Annotated in this window: 20 protein-coding genes and 2 tRNA genes; 11 read left to right on the top strand and 11 right to left on the bottom strand. The window is 61.7% G+C overall.

Translation table 11 applies throughout. The annotated features are described in order from the left end of the window. Positions 1-10 precede the first annotated feature (10 nt). Positions 11-394: a metalloregulator ArsR/SmtB family transcription factor gene (locus ATN38_RS12985; protein ID WP_003944457.1), complete on the bottom strand. Its 384-nt coding sequence runs from the start codon at positions 392-394 to the stop codon at positions 11-13. A gap of 198 nt (positions 395-592) precedes the next feature. Here ATN38_RS12985 and ATN38_RS12980 point away from each other — a divergent pair, with 198 nt between their 5' ends. Then, entirely contained in the window at positions 593-1,984 is a 1,392-nt protein-coding gene (locus ATN38_RS12980) for a glycine--tRNA ligase (protein ID WP_218748086.1), read from the top strand. Positions 1,985-2,078: 94 nt separating this feature from the next. Beyond that, positions 2,079-2,660: a dihydrofolate reductase family protein gene (locus ATN38_RS12975; protein WP_030536596.1), complete on the top strand. Its 582-nt coding sequence runs from the start codon at positions 2,079-2,081 to the stop codon at positions 2,658-2,660. On the opposite strand, the gene ATN38_RS12970 is transcribed toward ATN38_RS12975, so the two are convergent. Both ATN38_RS12970 and ATN38_RS12965 read right to left on the bottom strand, forming a co-directional pair. After that, on the bottom strand, positions 2,635-3,126 hold the full coding sequence (locus ATN38_RS12970) for a MepB family protein (RefSeq protein WP_054827648.1): 492 nt from the start codon (positions 3,124-3,126) through the stop codon (positions 2,635-2,637). The genes ATN38_RS12975 and ATN38_RS12970 overlap by 26 nt on opposite strands. Before the next feature lie 48 nt (positions 3,127-3,174). Next, the gene (locus tag ATN38_RS12965) at positions 3,175-3,540 is read right to left on the bottom strand and encodes a nuclear transport factor 2 family protein (RefSeq protein WP_054187670.1); all 366 of its coding nucleotides are present in this window, start codon (positions 3,538-3,540) and stop codon (positions 3,175-3,177) included. A 138-nt stretch (positions 3,541-3,678) separates the two neighbouring features. On the opposite strand from ATN38_RS12965, the gene ATN38_RS12960 reads away from it, so the two are divergent. Further along, positions 3,679-4,485, top strand: coding sequence for a helix-turn-helix domain-containing protein (locus ATN38_RS12960; protein ID WP_030536593.1), 807 nt, complete (start codon positions 3,679-3,681; stop codon positions 4,483-4,485). On the opposite strand, the gene ATN38_RS12955 is transcribed toward ATN38_RS12960, so the two are convergent. After that, positions 4,460-5,197: a polyprenol monophosphomannose synthase gene (locus ATN38_RS12955; RefSeq protein WP_003944487.1), complete on the bottom strand. Its 738-nt coding sequence runs from the start codon at positions 5,195-5,197 to the stop codon at positions 4,460-4,462. The two genes, ATN38_RS12960 and ATN38_RS12955, sit on opposite strands and share 26 nt — an antisense overlap. Before the next feature lie 99 nt (positions 5,198-5,296). After that, positions 5,297-7,363, bottom strand: a complete 2,067-nt coding sequence (locus ATN38_RS12950) for a TPM domain-containing protein (protein WP_065456300.1) — start codon at positions 7,361-7,363, stop codon at positions 5,297-5,299. Positions 7,364-7,543: 180 nt separating this feature from the next. On the opposite strand from ATN38_RS12950, the gene ATN38_RS12945 reads away from it, so the two are divergent. Continuing rightward, complete coding sequence (locus ATN38_RS12945) at positions 7,544-8,122, top strand: YdcF family protein (protein ID WP_128638009.1); 579 nt, start codon at positions 7,544-7,546, stop codon at positions 8,120-8,122. Positions 8,123-8,127: 5 nt separating this feature from the next. Then, on the top strand, positions 8,128-9,426 hold the full coding sequence (locus ATN38_RS12940) for a deoxyguanosinetriphosphate triphosphohydrolase (protein WP_218748085.1): 1,299 nt from the start codon (positions 8,128-8,130) through the stop codon (positions 9,424-9,426). Between the two features lie 13 nt (positions 9,427-9,439). On the opposite strand, the gene ATN38_RS12935 is transcribed toward ATN38_RS12940, so the two are convergent. Next, on the bottom strand, positions 9,440-10,978 hold the full coding sequence (locus ATN38_RS12935) for a serine/threonine-protein kinase (protein ID WP_374104618.1): 1,539 nt from the start codon (positions 10,976-10,978) through the stop codon (positions 9,440-9,442). Between the two features lie 75 nt (positions 10,979-11,053). Between ATN38_RS12935 and dnaG the strand changes: the two genes are divergently transcribed. Then, on the top strand, positions 11,054-12,973 hold the full coding sequence (gene dnaG, locus ATN38_RS12930) for a DNA primase (protein ID WP_007731115.1): 1,920 nt from the start codon (positions 11,054-11,056) through the stop codon (positions 12,971-12,973). 1 nt (position 12,974) lies between these two features. On the opposite strand, the gene ATN38_RS12925 is transcribed toward dnaG, so the two are convergent. Further along, positions 12,975-13,226 (bottom strand): hypothetical protein, encoded by a 252-nt coding sequence (locus tag ATN38_RS12925; protein WP_218748083.1) that lies wholly within the window; start codon positions 13,224-13,226, stop codon positions 12,975-12,977. Positions 13,227-13,362: 136 nt separating this feature from the next. On the opposite strand from ATN38_RS12925, the gene ATN38_RS12920 reads away from it, so the two are divergent. After that, a tRNA-Asn gene (locus ATN38_RS12920) sits at positions 13,363-13,435 on the top strand. A gap of 72 nt (positions 13,436-13,507) precedes the next feature. Here the strand turns inward: ATN38_RS12920 and ATN38_RS12915 are convergent. Together ATN38_RS12915 and ATN38_RS32755 are read right to left on the bottom strand one after the other, a co-directional pair. Next, a complete protein-coding gene (locus ATN38_RS12915; RefSeq protein ID WP_223304513.1) occupies positions 13,508-14,131 on the bottom strand; it encodes an HAD-IA family hydrolase in 624 nt (207 codons plus the stop codon). Between the two features lie 132 nt (positions 14,132-14,263). Next, on the bottom strand, positions 14,264-14,461 hold the full coding sequence (locus tag ATN38_RS32755) for a hypothetical protein (RefSeq protein ID WP_223304512.1): 198 nt from the start codon (positions 14,459-14,461) through the stop codon (positions 14,264-14,266). 177 nt (positions 14,462-14,638) lie between these two features. Here ATN38_RS32755 and ATN38_RS12905 point away from each other — a divergent pair. From ATN38_RS12905 to ATN38_RS12895, 3 genes are all read left to right on the top strand, one after another. Beyond that, positions 14,639-14,712 (top strand) — tRNA-Ile (locus ATN38_RS12905). A 932-nt stretch (positions 14,713-15,644) separates the two neighbouring features. Further along, complete coding sequence (locus ATN38_RS12900; protein ID WP_232329877.1) at positions 15,645-16,049, top strand: hypothetical protein; 405 nt, start codon at positions 15,645-15,647, stop codon at positions 16,047-16,049. Between the two features lie 711 nt (positions 16,050-16,760). Further along, positions 16,761-17,279, top strand: a complete 519-nt coding sequence (locus tag ATN38_RS12895; protein WP_030536585.1) for a DinB family protein — start codon at positions 16,761-16,763, stop codon at positions 17,277-17,279. Here the strand turns inward: ATN38_RS12895 and ATN38_RS12890 are convergent, their stop codons facing one another. Together ATN38_RS12890 and ATN38_RS12885 are read right to left on the bottom strand one after the other, a co-directional pair. Then, a complete protein-coding gene (locus ATN38_RS12890) occupies positions 17,280-18,752 on the bottom strand; it encodes a mannitol dehydrogenase family protein (RefSeq protein ID WP_209447617.1) in 1,473 nt (490 codons plus the stop codon). 7 nt (positions 18,753-18,759) lie between these two features. Then, positions 18,760-19,770 (bottom strand): NAD(P)-dependent alcohol dehydrogenase, encoded by a 1,011-nt coding sequence (locus ATN38_RS12885; RefSeq protein ID WP_209448740.1) that lies wholly within the window; start codon positions 19,768-19,770, stop codon positions 18,760-18,762. A 139-nt stretch (positions 19,771-19,909) separates the two neighbouring features. On the opposite strand from ATN38_RS12885, the gene ATN38_RS12880 reads away from it, so the two are divergent. Further along, on the top strand, positions 19,910-20,908 hold the full coding sequence (locus tag ATN38_RS12880) for a sugar-binding transcriptional regulator (protein WP_042921924.1): 999 nt from the start codon (positions 19,910-19,912) through the stop codon (positions 20,906-20,908). The last annotated feature ends 31 nt before the right edge of the window (positions 20,909-20,939 follow it).

Below are 20,939 nucleotides of genomic sequence, written 5' to 3'. Positions count from 1 at the left end.
CGGTGGAATCTCATCCTTCTTCGGCGTGGGCGACAGCGTCGACGACGATGTGTGCAAGGTGATCGTCGACGAGTCGATAGAGAACTTCTCGTCCGTTGCGCTCGCCGCGGACGACGCCCGCTGCTTTGAGTACGCGCAGATGCTGGCTGATGAGTGGCTGAGTGACACCGAGAGCTCCGACGAGTTCGTGAACGCAACGCTCCGACTCGTGCAACTGAAGCACGATCGCGATCCGAACGGGTGCAGCGAGCGCCCGCAGAATTTCGCCGGCTGCCGCCAGGGTTTCCTTGGGCGGCACGGGCGCGGGCGGTGCGGCTTCGAACGGGTCGTGCGTGTGTCCGAGGTCGGAATGATCATGGCTTTTGTGGAGATCGCCGGTATCCGCAATGCTCACAGCGAGGCTCCTTCGAGGGGTAGATCATGATGTCCGGGCATAGCCATCTCACCACATTATTGCAAATCACTTTCATTTTGATATGCACAAGTATGCATGTCAACCTTGGACGGAAGTGCGTGGCAGCCGCCAGATAGGCTGATGGTGCGAAAAGCGCACGAAAATCATGCATCTATTACCCAGATGGAGAGCAATCGAGTGGCACCCAAGTCCAAGATCGAAGCCGTTGTCAATCTCGCCAAGCGGCGAGGCCTGGTCTACCCGTGCGGTGAGATCTACGGCGGTACCAAGTCCGCATGGGACTACGGCCCATTGGGTGTCGAGCTCAAGGAGAACATCAAGCGCCAGTGGTGGCGCAACATGGTCACCAGCCGCGAGGACGTCGTCGGCCTCGACTCGTCGGTGATTCTGCCCCGCGAGGTGTGGGTCGCGTCCGGTCACGTCGGTGTCTTCAACGACCCGCTCGTCGAGTGCCTCAACTGTCACAAGCGTCACCGTCAGGATCACCTGCAGGAGGCGTACGCGGAGAAGAAGAAGCTCGACAACCCGGACGACGTCTCGATGGATGTCATCGGTTGCCCCGACTGCGGCACCGTCGGCCAGTGGACCGAGCCGCGCGACTTCAACATGATGCTCAAGACGTACCTCGGCCCTGTCGAGAGCGAAGAGGGCATGCACTACCTGCGCCCCGAGACCGCACAGGGCATCTTCGTGAACTTCGCCAACGTGCTGACCACCTCGCGTAAGAAGCCGCCGTTCGGCATCGGTCAGATCGGCAAGAGCTTCCGCAACGAGATCACCCCCGGCAACTTCATCTTCCGCACCCGCGAGTTCGAGCAGATGGAGATGGAATTCTTCGTCAAGCCGGGCGAGGACGAGCAGTGGCATCAGTACTGGATCGACTACCGCCTTGACTGGTACACCGGCCTCGGTATCAACAAGGACAACCTGCGTCTGTACGAGCATGCGCCGGAAAAGCTTTCGCACTACTCGAAGGGCACGACCGACATCGAGTACCGCTTCCACTTCCAGGGCAGCGAATGGGGCGAGCTCGAAGGTATCGCGAACCGTACCGACTTCGATCTCTCGACGCACTCCAAGCACTCGGGCACCGAGCTGAACTACTACGACCAGACGACGGGCGAGCGGTACACGCCGTACGTCATCGAGCCGGCGGCCGGTCTCACGCGTTCGCTGATGGCCTTCCTGGTCGACGCCTACACCGAGGACGAGGCGCCCAACTCCAAGGGCGGCGTCGACAAGCGAACAGTGCTCCGCCTGGATCGTCGACTCGCTCCCGTCAAGGCTGCCGTTCTGCCGCTCTCGCGTAACGTGGACCTGACGCCGAAGGCCAAAGATCTTGCAGCGCAGCTGCGTCAGAATTGGAACGTCGAGTTCGACGACGCCGGCGCCATCGGTCGTCGTTACCGTCGCCAGGACGAGATCGGCACACCGTTCTGCATCACGGTCGACTTCGACACTCTTGAAGACCAGGCTGTGACGGTGCGTGAGCGTGACTCTATGGCGCAGGAACGCGTCGCCCTCGATCAGGTGGAAAGCTACCTGGCCGCACGGCTGATCGGCTCCTGATTCTCGTTCGAAGCTGACGGGCGGTCCTTCTCAATCGAGAAGGACCGCCCGTTTTCTCTTTCCCCGATGGTCCTTCAGGCGCAGGATCGGAGTTATGAGAAAACTCAGCGTGACCAACAGCGTGACTCTCGACGGTGTCATGCAGGCACCTGGTGGGCCGGACGAGGACCGTCGTGGCGGATTCGAGCACGGTGGGTGGGCAGCACCCTTCAACGATTCCGTCATGGCGCAGAAGATGGGGGAGGGGATGGCGAAGAAATCGGCGTTGCTGTTCGGACGCAAAACCTACGAAAACTTCGCCTCGTACTGGCCGTTTCAGACCGACAATCCGTTTACCGAGGTGCTCGACAACACGCAGAAGTACGTAGCGTCAAGGACTTTGGGTGAACCGCTGCCGTGGAAGAACTCGACCTTGTTGAAAGGTGATGCCGCCGACGCGGTCGCCACGCTCAAGGAAAGTGAGGGCCCGGATCTGGTGATTCTGGGCAGCGGCGACTTGATCACGTCCTTGGCCGCGCGACGTCTCGTCGACACCTACACTCTGCTGATACATCCGCTGGTTCTCGGAACCGGGCGCAGATTGTTCCCCGACGGAGCTGCGCTCGCTCAGTTCACCCTCACCGACAGCGTCCCTACGACAACAGGCGTCATCATCGCGACGTATCAGTTGAGCTGAACGCAGTTGAGCTGAACACAGTCGAGCTGAGTACATCAGGGAACTCGCCGAAATGCCGGATCTGCCAGCGCTGAGTTCTGACTGCTTGCGCGCTGGTCGGCGTAACCCAGGGCGCATAGACCCGGACAGCGCGCTTACCACCGGAGAAGTTCGTCGAGACGATGTCGTGTTCGACGAGGGTTTCGACGGGAAAGACGAAGTGCCCCGAATGCTCTTCGTCGTATACCTTCACCACGAACAGCATCACGCGGTCGCCGATGTCGAAGGGGCGGATGGGCCCGGCTTCGGAACGGCGCCACAGTGTGACGAACTGACCGAGCTTGGTCGGCGTCGTCTTGGCGGTTCGATAGACGGTGGGAAGGCCGTTGACGGTCAACGTGTGAGCGCCGTACTCAGCACCCTCGGACTCGGGAATCGGTGTGGACCAGGTAAATCCGTCGGCGTTCATCGGCACCGATGATGCCACGAACCACCGACAGCCTTCGTGACGAACGCTGTCGGTGGTAGTCCCGATTCAGGCCGAAGGCACCTTGTCGAGGAACCCGAGGACAAGCGTCACCCGGCCGTCGTCGTCGCGTTCGAGTACGTCGAATCCGTCGATCAGTGACTCGGCCCCCGACGGGCCGAGAGCCCAACCGAATCGAGCCTGTCGGTGATGCGCGTCCACCGGTCCGACGAGGGTGAAGTGCATGCCCGGAAATTGTTGCTGCACAGCGTTGATCATCGCGTCGATCTGATCGTGTCCGGTGACGTCCGCGAGCGGATCGGTGTAGCGACCGCCGGGTGCGAACAATTGCTCGATCCGTGCTTTACGGGCGGTGGTATCGGTTTCGTTCCACATGTCGATGTAGGCGTCGGCGATTGCGTCGAAGTCGCTCATGGTCGCTCCCTTGATCAGTTTCCGGTGGTGAATGTCCGGCGGCCTCGCCGGCTGAGACCACTGTTCCTCCGAAACTGCTTCGGGTCGATTACCTCTGAGGTCATGGCCTCGGCTACCTCGGGTCGCTAACTTGAAAGAATGACCTTCGAGACGATGGACGTGGGCTCCGAACTCAAGCGGTGGCGGGAGCGGCGAAGGCTCACTCAGTTGGGACTCTCGGCGGCGGCAGGAGTGTCGACCAGGCATCTGAGCTTCATCGAAACCGGCCGCTCCAAGCCGAGCCGGGACATGATTCTTCACCTGTCCGAATGTCTGGATGTTCCTCTACGACAACAGAACACGCTTCTGCTGGCAAGTGGCCACGCGCCGGAGTACTCGCAGAAGTCGTTAGCAGAAGCGCCGATGTCAGCGGTGAGTGAGGCCATCGATCGCATCATCGACGCGCATGACCCGTATCCGGCCGTGGTGGTCGATCAGCAGTGGGAGATGGTCGCCGGGAACCAGGCCGTGGGAATTTTGACCGCGGGCGCCGCTGATTTCCTCCTGGAACCACCGGTGAACGTATTGCGTCTGAGCTTGCATCCCGAGGGCATGGCGCCGCGGATCGTGAACCTCGCGCAGTGGCGGGCCCACCTGCTCACAAGGCTGGCTCGGGAAGTGGAGGTCAGTGCGGATGCGCAGCTGTCGTCGTTGCTCGACGAGCTGCGCGCCTATCCGAGCGGCGGAGACTGGCACGACGACCGCGCGAATTCCCTGCTGGTTCCGTTGCGTGTACGCGTCGACGATACCGAACTGGCGATGTTCAGCACCACCACCGTGTTCGGTACGCCGCGCGACGTCACGCTCGCAGAGATTGCGATCGAATCGTTCTACCCGTCGGACACGCAGACGGCCGACTACTTTCGATCGGCCGCCGAGGTCACAGGGACTTCTTGCCGAACTTGAGCTTCCACGGCACCAGTGCAGACTCCAACTGAACCGAGAGACTCATCTTGGAGACGCCTTCGGTGCGCTCCTCGAAGCGGATGGGCGTTTCGGCGATCTTCATGCCGCGCTGAACAACTCGGTAGTTCATCTCGACCTGGAACGCGTAGCCGTTGCTCTGCACCGATTCGACGTCGATGTCGCGCAAGGTCTTTGCATGCCACGCCTTGAAGCCGGCGGTCGCATCCTTGACGTGCAGTCGCAGAATAGCGTTGACGTAGAAGTTCGCCCAGGCGGACAAGGCCTTGCGGTGCCACGGCCAGTCGCCGGCGACTGCGCCGCCTTCGACGTAGCGGGAGCCGAGAACGACTGCCGCGTCGGTAGTGGTGAGGATCTCGATCATGGCGGGGATCGCTTCGGACGGGTGCGAGAGATCTGCGTCCATCTGAATGACGATGTCTGCGTTCTCTGCCAGAGCCCGGCTCATGCCCGCGACGTAAGCACGGCCGAGTCCGTCCTTGACCGTGCGGTGAAGCACTCCGACCGGGATGGGACCGTCGATACCCAACTTGTCCGCAACCTCGCCCGTTCCGTCGGGGGAGTTGTCATCCACCACGAGGACGTGCAGGTTCGGGATCTTCAACGCGGCGAGGCGATCGACGAGCTTTGGCAGGTTCTCACGCTCGTTGTATGTAGGTACAACGACGGTTATCTGCGGGGCGACGCTTTCCATAACACCTTCGTATGATCTGTGATCCCGACTTGCCGGATGAAGCGTACGACGAGTGCGGTCGTGAACAAAGTAGGGATTTTACTACCTCGACGGGATCCGTCAGAACCGGCCGCCGCCGCCTCGACTGGTTCGGCCGCCGCCCCCGCCGCCGAAACCACCGCCGCCGCCACCGCGACCGGAGCGTCCGCTGCTGCTCGGTCCGCCGTACGAGCGGGGCCCTCCGCCACCTCGCAGAATGCTGTTGATCAGGATGCCGCCGAGGATCGCTCCCGTCGCATCGCCGCCGCCACCGCGGGGTCGTTGGTTTGCTTCCCAGGTGTTGACGTCGTTCTGCGCGGCGCGAAGTGAGTGCGTCGCCAAGGTGGTCGCGGCCTGGGCGTGTTGCAGTGCCTTCGACGGATCCGAGGCCTGCAATTGCTGGGCCGCCTGCAGGTGCCGCTGAGCCTCGGCGTAGCGAGTGCGCGCCTCCGCCCCGATCGCGCCGCGCCTGGTTCCGAGGAAGTCGCCTGCAGCGGTCACCTGAGCCTGTGCGGCCAGAATGTCCTGGGCGAGGCGCTGCTGTGCACGTTCGAGCTGCTGCTTCTGCTCCTGAGCGTCGGCAAGAAGCGCGTCGAGTTGGGCGTCGGCTGCGACGATCTGGTTGAAGGCTGTCAGCGGATCGCTGTCCTTCGACGTCTGAGCATTCGCCAACGCTGCCTGGGCTGCGGCCTTCGCGTCCGCCAACTTCTGCCCGCCTTGCGCCAGGTAAGCGTCCGCAGCGGTGATGCCCTGTTGGACGTCGTCCATCGCGGACGGAAGTGTCGCGATGGCGTTTCGGATGTCGTCGGCGGCGTGATCGACGCCGTCGAGTAGCTTGCGTGCCTGATCGAGGGCGGCTTCGGCCGTGCGAATCGCAGTGACGGCAGCGCCTTGCTTACCGGCCGGCAGCGCGGTGGCATCGCGGCCTTCCTCGATCGACTTCTCGGCGAGCGTCAGGCGTTCACTCGCCATCGTGACGTTGTTCACGACTGATGCCAGCGTCGGCGCGGGGAATTGATCCTTCAATTTGGTCAGAATCGCCTCGGATTCGGGCAAGCGCACGCTGAGAGAAACAACACTCTGCGTCAACGCATCGAGACGTGCGGGGGCGTTGATGAGAAGGTCGCGAAGCCCGTCGAACTCCTCGACGCGAGCTTCGAGTTCTTGGTCGGCTCGACCGCACGAGGAAATGATGTCGATCAGCATCTGTCGGCGTTGATCGGGAGTTTCCGGGATGGCGTCGTCGAGTCGCTGCCTGATCGCGAAGGCTTCGGCGAGGGTGGCCTTGGCCTTGTCGAATGCTGCCGAGAAGGGTGCGACGGCGGAATCTCCGAACTCGCTGCGGGCCAGATCGAGTTCCTCCTGGCTGCCGGCGATCGCGTTGTCCGTCTCGACGAGGATCTCCTTCGCGCGTTCGTCGAGCGTCGGCAGCGGGAGTGCGTTGAGGCTGGCGATGTCGTCGGGGGAGATGTTCTTCGCGGCTTCGACGCTTGCCTTGTTCTTGTCGTTCTTGCGCTTACGTGAGTACAGGACCACGCCGCCCGTCCCGACCACCACAGCGCCGCCCGCGATGAGGAGTGTTCCGACTCCCATTCCGCCGCTCGTGTTGTTCGCGTCGCCGAGTGCGCCGGCCGCGGCAATCGCCGCGCCGGTCCAATCATCCTCGGCGAGAGCCGGTTCCACCGCGTCGGTATTGATCGATTCGATGTCGGAATCCGTGATGTTGCGCAGCTCGGCCGGGACGTCGAGGTAGTAAGCACGCTCTGCCGTGGCAACTGCAAGCAGGACGGACTTCGTGCTCAGCGTCGACTTCGTGGCTGTCTGCTGTGCCCACGCCTGGCCACCCAGGTTGTTGAAATCGGGGACGAACGCGACCCACAGATCGATCTGGTGGTCCTCGCCGAGTTGATCGATCGCGGCTTGTATGTCGCTGCGTTGCCCGGAATCGAGGACCCCGGAGGTGTCGGTGATGTGATTCGGCAACACCATCGGTGCGTCCGCCGAGGCGAGCGCAGGACTGAAGACGAGCGCCAGCAGAGCGAAAATCGCAGCGACGGCGGCGGCGCTTCCCCGACGCCGAACGGGTCGGGTGGTTGTCCGACTCTGCTCTACCGAGGACAACTGCGCGAAGTGTGGTGCGAGGGCCATGACGCAAATCTATCCGTTGTGGCGCGTCGGCATCGGAGGTGATCGCCGCGAACTGGCAGAATTGCGGGAGTGAAACCTGCTTTCGGTAACCGCCCCCACGACCCATCACCCTCACGGGCGGGCGGCTTCGGGGCAGGATTGGCTCGCTGGACGCGCCGACTGATCGCCGGTGCCGTGTTGATGGCCGTGGTTCTGGTCGGGGGTACTGCGTTCCGGGTGTGGCAGGTGGCGCGCATCGACGACACGCGGCCGGCCGACGCGATAGTCGTTCTGGGCGCGGCTCAGTATTCCGGCACTCCGTCGTCCGTCTTCGAGGCCCGACTCGAGCAGGCGTACAAGCTGTACAAGCGCGGAGTGGCGCCGCAGATCATCACTGTCGGCGGCAAACAAGAAGGTGACGAGTACACCGAAGCGGCGTCGGGAAAGATGTATCTGACCGATCGCGGAATTCCTTCGAGTGCGATCACCGCGGTGGAGACCGGTTCGGACACACTGCTCAGTATCGACGCGGTGAGCGCCGAGATGTCCTCGCAGGGAATCAATTCCGCTGTCCTGGTCAGTGACCCGTGGCACTCCTTGCGAACGCGGACGATGGCCCGCGACACAGGACTCCAGGCGTGGACCGCACCTACTCGTCAGGGCCCGGCTGTCTTCACCCGCGAATCCCAGTTGCACGGAATCGCTCGCGAAACCGGCGCGCTGCTCTGGTATCAGCTCACGCACTTCTCGGCAGACTTCCCCTACACGGCAGGGCAATAGAGACCATGACAGCTCACACCACCTACGGAGGCGGCACCTACTCCGAACGCGACCTCGAACGTCGTGTCGTCGAGGCGCCGAAGCGAGCGGGGTTGCCGGGTTCGCAGATCGCAGCGGCGCAGCATCGTTCGGACTTCTCGCGAGATCGGGCGCGTGTCCAACACTCCGCGGCTTTGCGGCGGCTGGCCGACAAGACCCAGGTTGTCGGCCTGCGCGACGGAGACACGCCTCGTACGCGGTTGACACACTCGATGGAGGTCGCACAGATCGGGCGAGGGATCGCCGACGGACTCGGTTGCGATCCGGACCTGGTGGACCTCGCCGGTCTCGCGCACGACATCGGGCACCCACCGTACGGTCACAACGGCGAGAAGGCCCTCGACGAAGTCGCCAAGGACTGCGGAGGTTTCGAAGGCAATGCACAGAATCTGCGGATCCTGACCAGCCTCGAACCGAAGATCCTGCGCCCCGACGGTCTGAGCGCCGGCCTCAATCTCACCAGGGCGTCACTCGACGCGGCCATCAAGTACCCCTGGACCCGCCCTGAGCCCGGCGCGAAGTTCGGCGCATATGACGACGACGCAGAGGTGCTCGCCTGGGTTCGCGAGGGTGCGCCCGAGCGTCGGCAATGCCTGGAAGCTCAGGTCATGGACTGGGCCGACGACATCGCCTATTCCGTGCACGACGTGGAGGACGGGGTGATCGCAGGCCGGATCGACCTTCGCTCGCTTGCTGATCCGTCCGAGCAGCGCGCACTGGCAGAACTGGGGGCCTCCGAGTTCCGCGGCTTGGTAGTCGACGATCTGATCGAAGCCGCTCAGCGGTTGTCCGAACTCCCCGTCGTACGCGGAGTCGGAAGTTTCGACGGGACGCTGGGAAGTTCCGTCGCGTTGAAGAACCTGACAAGTGAATTGGTGGGACGCTTCGCCACGGCCGCGATCGCCAGCACTCGGCTCACAAACGGCAACCGACCCCTCTCGCGCTATCAAGCCGACCTCGACATACCCGAGGCCGTCGCATCCGAGGTCGCGTTGCTCAAGACCGTGGCGCTCTACTACGTGATGTCCGACGCCGGGCACAAGGCGCGTCAGGATCGGCAACGTGATCGTGTTCATCGCGTCGCGGAATGGTTGTTGGCCACGGCGCCCGCCGGGCTCGATCCGATCTTGCTGCCCGCATGGGAGCGCGCCGCGGACGACGGTGCTCGGGTCCGCGTGGTGGTGGATCAGATCGCGTCGTACACGGAAAGTCGGCTGGAGCGGGTGGACAAGGCAAGCCTGGGCGCGCAGGCCAGTTGGGGCTGAGCCACTTACGCCCTCAGCAGGTCATCCGCGTCGACGGGTCGGTAGTGGTATCGAGCCACTTGCCGTAAGCGTCGCCACCTGCTGCGCGAACGTCCTTGCAGATCTTCGACTCGGTGTTCCCGGATTCGCGATACACCGTGTAGATCGCCGTCCCCGAATCGGAGACTTGACGCAGTGACGGGCAGGACTGGTCTGTGCGTAGGTATTTCGAGCCGGGGAACGCGTCGAGGTAGTTCTGGATCTCGCTGGCGTAGGTTGCCGGATCGGTGGCATTGGCCAACACCACGATTCCGGTTCCTTTGCATGAGGGGACGGTGATCGGCTTGCTCACCCCGAGATCGCCGTTCTTCGTGGCGGAGTTCGGCGCCCGCGTGGTCGTGGTTGCCTGCTGTCCGGCGGTGGGTAGCGGCTCGAGCATCGGCGTTCTGACCGGATCCTGAATGGGTGCCAGTGCCGACGTGGCGGTGGAAGCTGCTACAGCGGTTGGTGATTCGGGGCCCGAATTCCCCAGCGTCACCCAGGCCGCTGTGCCTCCTGCGGCCAGAACGAGTGCAATTCCAGCCGCACCGATCGCGATCGGTGCTCGGTTTCGCTTGGTCTTTGTCACGATGTGCGTGTAGTTCCCGTGAGCGGGATTCGCCGTGGTGTAGGTGGGCTGCCCGACGATCGTGGGTTGCAATCCGCCGGCGGCACCGGGGGTGTGGGTCGTAGAGAGGGCCTGCCGCGCTTGGAGTGCGAGCGCTCCCGTAGTCGGATAGCGGTGTGCGGGATCCTTTGCCATGCCGCGAGCCACGATGGCGTCAAGGCCTTGCGGGAGCGACGGAACCGCCAGTGTGGGGCGTGGCGGCGGAGCGTTCAGGTGCGAATTGACCAGATGCTCGATGCTTGTGGTGTTGAAAGGTGTTGTTCCGGTGAGTGATTGGTAGAGGACACAAGCCAGGGAATAGACATCCGCTGCGGCCGTCGGCGTTTCGATTCCGAACCGCTCCGGCGCCATGTATGCATACGAACCGACTGCGCTTCCCTCGGTGGTGATCTTCGTGTCCGTCTGTGAGTATGCGATTCCGAAGTCGACGAGGTAGGCGAAGCCGTTGTTCGTGAGAATGATGTTGTCTGGTTTGACGTCACGATGGATGAGCCCGCGGGCATGGGCGGCGTCCAACGCCGACGCGATTTGCGAGACGATGTCGACGGCTCGTGCAGGCGTGAGTCGGCCGAATTCGGTCAACTCGGCTCGCAATGTGCGGCCTTCGACCAAACGCATGTCGATGAAGAGGACTCCGTCGATTTCGCCCCAGTCATGCACCGGGATCACGTGCGGTTCGTTCAGGGCGGCGGTGGCGCGAGATTCTCGGCGGAAACGAGCTTGGAATGACGGGTCGGCCGCAAGCTCTCGATGGAGCAACTTGAGTGCGACCAGGCGATCCTTCGAGGTGTCGTACGCCTCGTACACTTCACCCATTCCGCCTCGGCCGAGGAGGCTACGCAACTCGTACACGCCGAATCGGGTTCCTGATCGCCATTCGTGCGCGCTCGAGGCGTTTTCAGTCATCGTCGGTCCCATCGCTGCGGTGCAATCAACATATCGTTGTCAGGAGGTGCCGGGGGACCGCCTAGACTGATGTACGTGGCGGGCCGAATTTCTGACAGAGACATCGCGGCCATTCGCGAACGCACTCGCATCGAGGACATCGTCGGTGAATACGTTTCACTCAAGCGTGCCGGTGGCGATTCGATCAAAGGTCTGTGTCCCTTTCACGACGAGAAGTCGCCGTCGTTCCATGTGCGACCCAACCACGGCCTCTACCACTGCTTCGGCTGCGGTGAGGGTGGTGACGTGTACTCGTTCCTGCAGAAGATGGATCACATCAGCTTCGTAGAGGCCGTCGAGCAGTTGGCGGATCGACTCAGCTACACGATTTCGTACGAGGGCGGCGGACCGTCCGTTCAGCGCGATCGCGGCACCCGTGCACGCTTGATCGCAGCAAACGCGGCGGCTCAGGAGTTCTACGCCGCTCGTCTGCGCGAACCCGATGCCCAGGCGGCTCGCGACTACCTCACCGAGAGAAACTTCGACGGTGCAGCGGCCCTGCAGTTCGGGTGTGGATACGCGCCAGAAGGTTGGGACACTCTCACAAAATACTTGATGTCCAAAGGTTTCGAGTTCAAAGAACTAGAAGCAGCCGGGCTGTCCAAAGAAGGCCGGCGAGGTCCGATCGACCGGTTCCATCGCCGACTTCTGTGGCCGATCCGCAGCGTCGCCGGTGACGTCATCGGCTTCGGTGCCCGCAAGCTCTTCGACGACGACACCATGCCGGGTAAGTACGTCAACACGCCGGAAACGATTCTCTACAAGAAGTCTCAGGTCTTGTTCGGCTTGGACCTCGCCAAGCGCGACATCGCCAAGGGGCACCAGGCGGTAGTCGTCGAGGGTTACACCGACGTCATGGCGATGCATTTGGCCGGCGTCAAGACCGCCGTCGCTTCGTGCGGAACCGCCTTCGGTGAGGAGCACCTTGCGATGCTCCGCCGACTCCTGATGGACGACAGCTACTTTCGCGGTGAAATCATCTACACCTTCGACGGTGATGCCGCGGGGCAGGCCGCTGCGATGAAGGCGTTCGAGGGTGATCAAAAGATGGCCGGGCAGACGTTCGTCGCCGTCGCGCCCGACGGAATGGACCCGTGCGATCTGCGACTGAAGTCTGGTGACGCCGCCGTTCGCGACCTCGTGGCACGGCGCACTCCGATGTTCGAGTTCGTGGTGAAGTCCATCCTCACCGAACACGATCTGGAGACCGCTGAAGGTCGCGTCGAGGCACTGCGTCGTACCGTGCCCGTCGTTGCGCAGATCAAGGAATCAACTCTGCGCGACAGCTACGCGAATCTGTTGTGCGGATGGGTCGGTTGGGACGATCTTCCGTCGGTTCGACGACGCGTGCGTGACGAAGCTCGCAAACGGGCGTCGACGCGCGGATCGTCACCGGCGCCCAAGCGTCGTCAGGTTGTCGACCAACCTGCTGCCGATGCGCTTGCGCTGCCGATCGGAATCTCCAGGCCCCGGCCCAACGATCCCGCGCTCTCGACGCAGCGAGCTGTCCTCAAGGCCGCATTGCAGCACCCTGGCATCGCCGGCAGTGTCTTCGACTCGTTGCCGCCCGAGACGTTCACCCACCCCGCCTACGTTGTCATCAGACAGGCAATGGCTGACGCCGGTGGAACGAGCAAGGGACTCGGCGGCGCCGAGTGGATCGAAGTCGTCACCAAGGGCGTCGAAGACATGACGGTGGCCTCGGTTGTATCTGAGCTGGCCGTCGAACCGATGCCGTGTGACGAAGACACGGTTCCGCGCTACATCAACGGAGTGCTCGCACGACTGCAGGAAGCGTGGGTGGGCGAGCAGGTTGCCGACCTCAAATCCAAGCTTCAGCGCGTTTCACCTGCTGCAGCCCCCGAGGAGTACAACTCACTGTTCGGCGACCTAGTGGCGCTGGAGCAGTATCGCCGACAGCTGCGTGAGCAGGCTGTCGGCGACCAAAGCGTCTGACCTAGCGGTTTTTCTTCAACTGGTCGTGGGGGACCAGAATCGTAGTCTCCTCGTTGATCGCCTTCATCGGCTCGAGCTTGGGCTGAGTACTCAGTGAGTCGGCCAGCTTCTGCCGTGACGCGTCCAACACCTTCTTGGTGGCCGGACTGGTGGCCACCGCCTTCGCGGCCCGGCTGATCTGCTCGTATCGTGCGCGGCCCGCTTTGGTTCCCAGGACGTACCCAGCTGCAACACCGATCAACAAACGCATCATTCCTGCTTCCCTCCAGCACCGATCGTCCTGACTCCATCCTGCCTGATGACTCGCTGGGCAGGCGATTTGGTACTTCGGTGAAGGATTCGCTACAGTTTCTCAGGCAACGCCGGAACGGGCGAAGCGAGCAAGACAATCCCCTGTAGCTCAATTGGCAGAGCTTCCGACTGTTAATCGGACGGTTGCTGGTTCGAGTCCAGCCGGGGGAGCAGCAAAGCCCCTCACCTGAGAAATCGGGTGGGGGGCTTTCTTGTTGTGGTCTGATCTTGTTTTTGTCTGACCTAGTGCGCTCGCAGCAGACCCACCGATCGAAGTGCCGATTCGACGTCTGCCGCCTTGTTTGCTTGTTCGCCGCGAATTCCCAGCCGTCGAGCGCTGAGGACGTTCACCGGGTTGTCGTCGACGAAGAAGGTCTGCTGTGGACGCGCATCGAGCAACTCCAGCGCAGCCAGGAAGGCCGCAGGTTCGGGTTTGGTAGCTCCGAGCATGCAGGAGAAAACATGCTCGTCGATTGCCGATGGAGTTACGACACTCTCGATGGCGGCCAAGAGAACAGGTCCGTTGTCGGAGAGTGTGGCGACCACGACCCCCTCGCTTCGAAGCGCGATTGCGAGATCGATGACCGCGCGGTCCGGGATGAAGGCCTTGGCCCAGGCTCGGCGTAGCTCGTCGCGGTCACCAGGAAACCCGAGTCGTCGAAAGCGTTCCAGGATCGCGGTTTCGGAGTGAATGCCGAGATCGCATTCCTGGTCGAACCCGGACGCGAACACGAGGGCATGAATCTCGTCTTCCGTGACGCCGATGGCCGCAGCCAGTTCTGCGGCGCGACGGTCAGGCTCGAATCGACACAGCACACCGCCCAGGTCGAACAACACGAGTTCAGGTGGTCCGCTGTCGTTCGCCATGTCGGAGAGGATAGGCGGCATCAGCATCAGTGAACGCGAAGCGAAGATGATGGCGGCGGAGATGCGAAAAGCCCGACGCAATACTCTGCGTCGGGCTTTCGGCGGAACCGTCGAACTGTTCGGCCGGTGCGCTTACTTCGCTGCGCGATCCGAAGGCTCGAACAGTCGGACGATGTGGCTGGGGTTGATGTAGTAGACACCATTCGGAGAATTGAGAACGAGAGTGTCTTCGGTGAAATCGGTGACGGTGCCGTTCAGCTTCGCGCCGTCGGACATGATGATCCGGATCGTGGCCTTCGAGTTCTTGAATTCGGTCAGTGCAAGCTTCATGTGGTGATCCTGTTCCGTGGGGTGTGCACTCCCACGGTATCGGCTCATCGCGCCTGTGCCGACCAACCTTGGAAGACTCGACTCGAAAGAGTGCAACGCGTCACCGCCTGCCCGATTGTGATCCGCGTCGGATGTGCCGGTAACATTCGGATTCGCCGCGATGCATCGCATCCGGATGGGGCGGTAGCTCAGTCGGTTAGAGCCGTGGACTCATAATCCATTGGTCGCGGGTTCGAGCCCCGCCCGCCCCACGTTCAGTTGCCGTGAGCCCGCAGGTCAGACCCAATGACGTTTGTCGAAAGTCATGCTGCCGACGATCGCAACGGCGACAAGTGCGCAGAGTGCAATCAACAGGGCAGTTGCCCACAGGTAGTTGGTGCAGTTGCCCACACGTAGTTGGTATTGAATCGCACGCAACGCGCATGCGGGTACGGCTGAGTTGATCCTTCGTGGCTACACAAGTAAATGTCGTACCGCGATCGTCGATCCCGTTCGAGGTGAAAGTCTCGGATCCGGATACCCAATCCTCGACAAGTATCGGGAGCGCAGTGCAATTGGGCGCAACCGAGCGAGCGACGTGCCGGACGTGAAGGAAAAGTAGGTACCTATCCGGGTATTTCAGCGTATGTGCTCGACGTACAGAAGTGTCACGCTTTAGACGTGCCTACCGGTGTAGGTACAAGGCAGTCGAGCCGTCCCCCCCGCGGCTCGGCTGCACCCAAATGTTGACGCGCTGACCGGCAGCCGACTGTCGGAAACGGCTCCACGCGAGGAACGGCAACGATAGTGGGCCCCGCAACTGCGGGGCCCTTTCTCTGTCTGAAAAGCGCTGTCGGACTTGGGTCATCACCATTGAGGACTTCGTGCTCGATCACTGGAAACGAGAGCCAACGAGGGCTGTCTCGCCGTCCTTGTCTGCGTCGGATCCATTTTGCCGAGCTTCGTGAATTGCAGAATCCGCAGCCCGCGAGAGCTCAGTAGTTGCCTTGATCGGATGCAAAACCGGGCAATCGGAACAAAACACTTGTCGATGCGTTACAACTATTGTTAAAGTGTAACGACGAACTGCAAGTGAACAGCAACTTGAAGGTCTCGCTACCGGAAGCCGATGGGCGCCGGGGGAGATTCGTCTGCTGTCGATGGACGCGACGCCGTTGGGCGGCACGGATAAAGGCTCTGTGAATTGCGCCGGGTCGCACCCCTGATCAACCTGACAGACCAACGTAACGGAGAACATACTGTGACAATCAAGAACTCGATCGGGCCTGGTGTCGAAGCCGATCATGGAAACAGGCTGTTCGGCAACACTATTCGATCAGCTGAAGGTGAGGAACTGGTCCAGCGGCTGAATGCCATGTTCGAGCGAGCGAACAGCGCAGGTCAGGTGGTGAATCAACGAGAACTCTCGACCGTGCTTTCTGTGCGGAGATCCGAGGGGTCGCCGGTCGACCGGTCGATTCCGGCGCCTGACAGGCTGATGCATGCGATCGAGGGACTCTCGTACGAATCCCTTTCCCTATTGATTTGTGCGGCCGAGCATTTACTGCGTTCGGAAGGGGTACATGTCGACTCGACGCCCTTCACGTGAGGGGCGACGAGACCCGTCGAGGAAATCGAAGTGATCGGTCCGTCGCCGACGAACGAGTATTTTGTCACGAACGGAATGACGTAGTTACGTCGTCGTTTGTAATTCTGTTGTGCGACCGGCGAATCAGGCCTCCGGCGTTGCTCGGTCGCACGATCCCGATTTCGCTGCTTCGAAGGCTTCTTGGGTGCGCTCACGCGCCTCAGCGTCGAATCCTCTTCAGTCGTCGTGCGGTCCGCTCGTGTCATCGCGGACTCGATCGATCGGTGACGCGGAATCGGTCGGAGTAGGTCCCAGTTCTTCGGCCGGTCCGAGTATCGACCGGCAAATCTTGTCGACGGAGTCAGATGCCGATACCGGCACAGAAATACGGATCAACATTCACCTCGGGAAGCCGCATGAAGTGAATTGACTATCGCAGTCTGCTGTTGTGGTGTGAACGTTGCCCAGGCGCTGGCGGAACCCACGAGTTCAGGGACATCGTTCCATCCAGGGCTCTGTAGCCGGGCCAACGCCGCCTCGACCGTCCCGAAAACTTCGAGGTACGCATGTGCGTCGTCGCATGTGAAGGCGAGTTCGTGGGGTTCCGCGTCGCCCACGTCCCCGCCACACGAAGTAAGCATCAGCACGAATGGAGTCGCAATAGCGATCATGATTCGCTTCATCGGCCAATCGAAGCAGACTGACCCCGCCCTGGCGGACTATTCTCGATCCATGCCGATCACCCCGGATACAAAGAACTGGACCTGGGTCCTCGAACGCCCATGCGCCGAGTGCGGGTTTGATTCGTCCGCTGTGGCGTTCGCGGATGTTCCAGATCTTGTGCGTAGCAATGCCGTCTCGTGGGCCGAGGTACTGGAGCGCGAGAATGTGACGGAGCGACCGGACAGCGAAACATGGTCAGCGCTGGAGTATTCCGCCCACGTACGCGACGTGTTCCGGATCTTCAAGGTGCGGTTGGAACAGATGCTCGAATTCGACGATCCGCGATTCGAGAACTGGGATCAGGACGCAACAGCCGAGGCCGAGCGGTACAACGACCAAGATCCGGCAAAGGTGGCATCGGAATTGTCCGACGCCGCGGCGGAGGTCGCGAATGCCTTCGAAACCGTGCCAGAGGGTAGCCGCCAACGACGGGGTCTCCGCAGTGACGGATCGGCGTTCACCGTCGAATCGTTGGCGGCCTACTTCATTCACGATCCGATCCATCACCTGCACGACGTCTCGGTGTAGTCAGAGCCCGCGCACCTCCTCGAGGGTTCTTCTGGCTCCGACGGAGTGCAATGAGTCGAGGGTCTTTCGGAAGCTAGCGACAAATCGGCGATCGTCCACGAGATCGCCGAACACTTGGCGGTACCCGATGAAGGCCAACGGGTCGCTCGACTGTTTCTGGGCGAGCGGCACCAGAGTGTCCGACAGCTGATCGACGACGGTGATGGGATCTCCGTTCTCGTCTGTGCCCTCGGCGTAGCGGGCCCAGCTGGCGACAATTGCGGTGGACAGGTTGATCGACCCACCGGTGTCGAGTTGGTTCCGGATGACGGGCAACAGCCACTTGGGAATTCGATCGGACGACTCGGCACACAGACGTGCAATCGTGTCGCGGATCCGGGGGTTCGAGAATCTTTCGATGAGGGTCTTCTTGTACTGATCGAGGTCGACGCCGGGTACCGGGTCAAGGGTCGGCGTCGCTTCGAGATTCATGTAGTCGAGCAGGAACCCCGACAAGAGTTCGTCCTGGCATGCCTCGTGGACCAGGCGGTATCCGGCAAGGTAGCCGAAGTACGCGATGCCTTGATGGCCGGCATTGAGAAGGCGCAGTTTCATCAGTTCGTACGGGCGAACATCCGGCACGAGATTGACGCCGGCATTCTCCAGAGGTGGCCTGCCTGAGGTGAACTCGTCCTCGAGGAACCACGCGGTGAACGGCTCAGCTGCGACCGGCCACTGATCTTCCACGCCAAACGTCTCGGCGATCTCGGTGGTCACCTCGGCTGTCGTGACGGGTGTGATCCGGTCGACCATGGAGTTGGGGAAGGCGCCGTTCTCGTCGATCCACTCCGCAAGTTCGGGATCCTTCAGGGCGGCGAACGCTCCGACTGCCGTCCTGGCGACCGATCCGTTGCCTTCGATGTTGTCGCAACTCATGATCGTGAACGGGGCGAGGCCCCGGTCGCGACGGAGTGCGAGTGCCGCACAAATCAGACCGAAGGTGGTGTGGGGGAGTGTTCCCGGCTCGAGATCGTGCATTACATCGGGATCGGACGCGTCGAACTCACCCGTAGTGTGCGAGATGTTGTATCCGCCCTCGGTGATGGTGAGAGATACGATTTTCGTCGATTCGGATGCCATCTTTTCGATCACCGCCTCCGGATCCTCCGGAGCGAACAGGTACTCGACGATCGACCCGATGACCCGGGCCTCGAGGGTTCCGTCAGAATGCTTGAGCGCCAGCGTGTAGAGGCAGTCCTGCGCGCGGAGAGCGTCTTTCATCCGCTTGTCCGACGGCATCACTCCCACTCCGCAGATTCCCCAGTCGAAGCCCTCACCGCGTCGCAGGAGATCATCGATGTACATGGCCTGGTGTGCACGGTGAAAGCCTCCGACACCGAAATGCACTATGCCAGTAGTGACTTTGCTCCGGTCGTAGTTCGGCACTTCGAGTGCAGCATCGAAGTCGAACAGGGTCTTCGTATTGAGTTCCATGAAAGTACTAGTCTCCTTCGGCGACGATGACTACGGCTTTGATGCTGCCGAGAATGCGATCGGCCACCAGGGCCTCTTGCGACTGTTCGAGTGAAAAGCGTGCTGTGACCATCGAGTCCAGATCGACGCGCCCGGCAGCGACCAATGCGGCGGCGATCGGCCACGTGTTGGCGTACCGGAACACTCCGGTCAGCATCAGTTCGCGATTCTGAATGATCGGGACCGGCAACGGTATCTCGTCGGCACCCATTCCGACCAGAACGACGGTTCCAGCGGGCCGAACTGCGTGAATCCCGTCGATCACTGCGGCCGTGGCACCCGACGCGTCGATGAATGCGTCGACGGCCAGCGAGCGTACGTCGCTTACATGGGGATCAACGACGGTTGTTGCGCCGAATTTCAGTGCCACATCACGCCGGGCCGCGTCGATGTCCGAGACGATGACTTCCGTCGCGCCGAATGCCTTGGCCACCTGCGTCGTCACGATTCCTACCGGGCCGGCGCCGGCGATCAACACCCGAGAGCCGGCAGTGATCCCCGCCTTCTGGGCTGAGGCGATCCCTACGGAAAGTGGCTCGAACAGCGCAGCTGCCTCGTAGGACACGGAATCTGCGATGGGATGGGCGAAGTCGGCACCGATCGTGACGTAGTCGGTCAGCGCACCGTCGATCGGCGGCGTCGCGAAGAACTCCATATGAGGGCAGAGGTTGTATCTGCCTGCCTTGGATTCGGGACTTGTCGGATCGGGCTTCTGAGGCTCGATGGAGACACGCTGCCCGATGCGTCTTGGGTCGACGCCGTCACCGACCGCAGCGATGCGTCCCGATGCTTCGTGTCCGAGAACGAGCGGTGAGTTGACTACGTAAGGGCCGATGCGACCTTCGTGAAAGTAGTGCGCGTCCGACCCGCACACGCCCACGGCATGGATGCGAACGAGGACTTCACCCGCCTTCGGGGACGGTCGTGGTCTCTCGACCATCTGCATCTTTCCGGTCTCGACGAGGACATTTGCCCGAATTGTCGCAGGTAGATCGACGGATTCTCCGGAAACTGTTGTGTGGGTCACAACGTAGATGTTAGCTTAATGAGCATAAGAACATCTAGTGAGCATTTGCTCACGATCAAGAAACTTTGAACCTGATGCACAAGGAGACCGCGTGAACCAGTCGGCTCAGCCCACAGGACTCAAGACGTCGAAGTTGCCCGCTTCCGAAGATGTGCGGCTCGCCTTGCGGGCAGCGACCATGTATCACCTCGAAGGTGCCACTCAGGCGGAGATTGCAGCGAAGTTGGGCGTCTCGCGGCCGACAGCCGGGCGACTGTTGGCCAGGGCGCGGACGCAAGGTTTGGTCAGGGTCGAGATTTTGGTACCGCCGGAGCTCGAAGGTTCGGTGAACACGGAGTTGGAATCGAAGCTGGAGAAGCACTTCGGGTTGGCCGAAGTGTTGATCGTCCCCGAAGCGATTTCGGATGCGGACGACCCGGACTTCGACGCACTCGGTCGAAGAGCAGCGGAAGTTCTGGTTCGTCGTCTGCAGCCGTCGAGCGTTCTCGGGTTTACCTGGGGTCCGGAAACCGTTGCGGTAGCAGGATCTTTGCCGGACAAGGCCGCGAAGTGCTCGGCTGTGGTACAACTTGACGGCTCCATGACGGTGACCGACTACCAAACCGGTGTCGACTTCACCATCGGCCGATGTGCACAACAGTTGCAGGCCAATCCTATTCGTCTCAACGCTCCGCTGTATGCCGACCCGGCGACTGTGGAGTCGATGCGAAACGACTCGGTGATCTCGAAGGCGCTGCATGCCGGAACTGATTCCGACATCATGGTTTTCGGAGTTGGTGCCGTCTCGACTGCCACGACCTTGTTTGCCGGTAGCTTCGTCGACTCGACCATGCTGGACGAGTTGGAAAGTCGAGGCGCTGTCGGTGAAATCGGCGGCCGTTTCTACACGATCGACGGCAATCCAGTGGAGGGGCCACTGCCTGAGCGAACGGTCTCCGTATCGCTCGACGCAGTGAAATCCTGCGATCAGACGATTCTGATTTCGGGGGGAACACACAAACGCCAGGCCGTTCTGGGCGCATTGCGCGGAGGTTTGGCAAACGTACTCGTCACCGACGTCGAGTGCGCCCAGTGGCTGCTCGAAGGCTAGCGATCTCACGAGTTTCGCGGTCCGAGCGCGC

Origin of the sequence: Rhodococcus sp. FH8, from assembly GCF_019266085.1 — a bacterium.
Lineage (GTDB): Bacteria > Actinomycetota > Actinomycetes > Mycobacteriales > Mycobacteriaceae > Rhodococcus_F > Rhodococcus_F qingshengii.
Note: the sequence above shows the minus strand (reverse complement) of the source record. Positions and strands in the feature narration are given on the sequence as shown.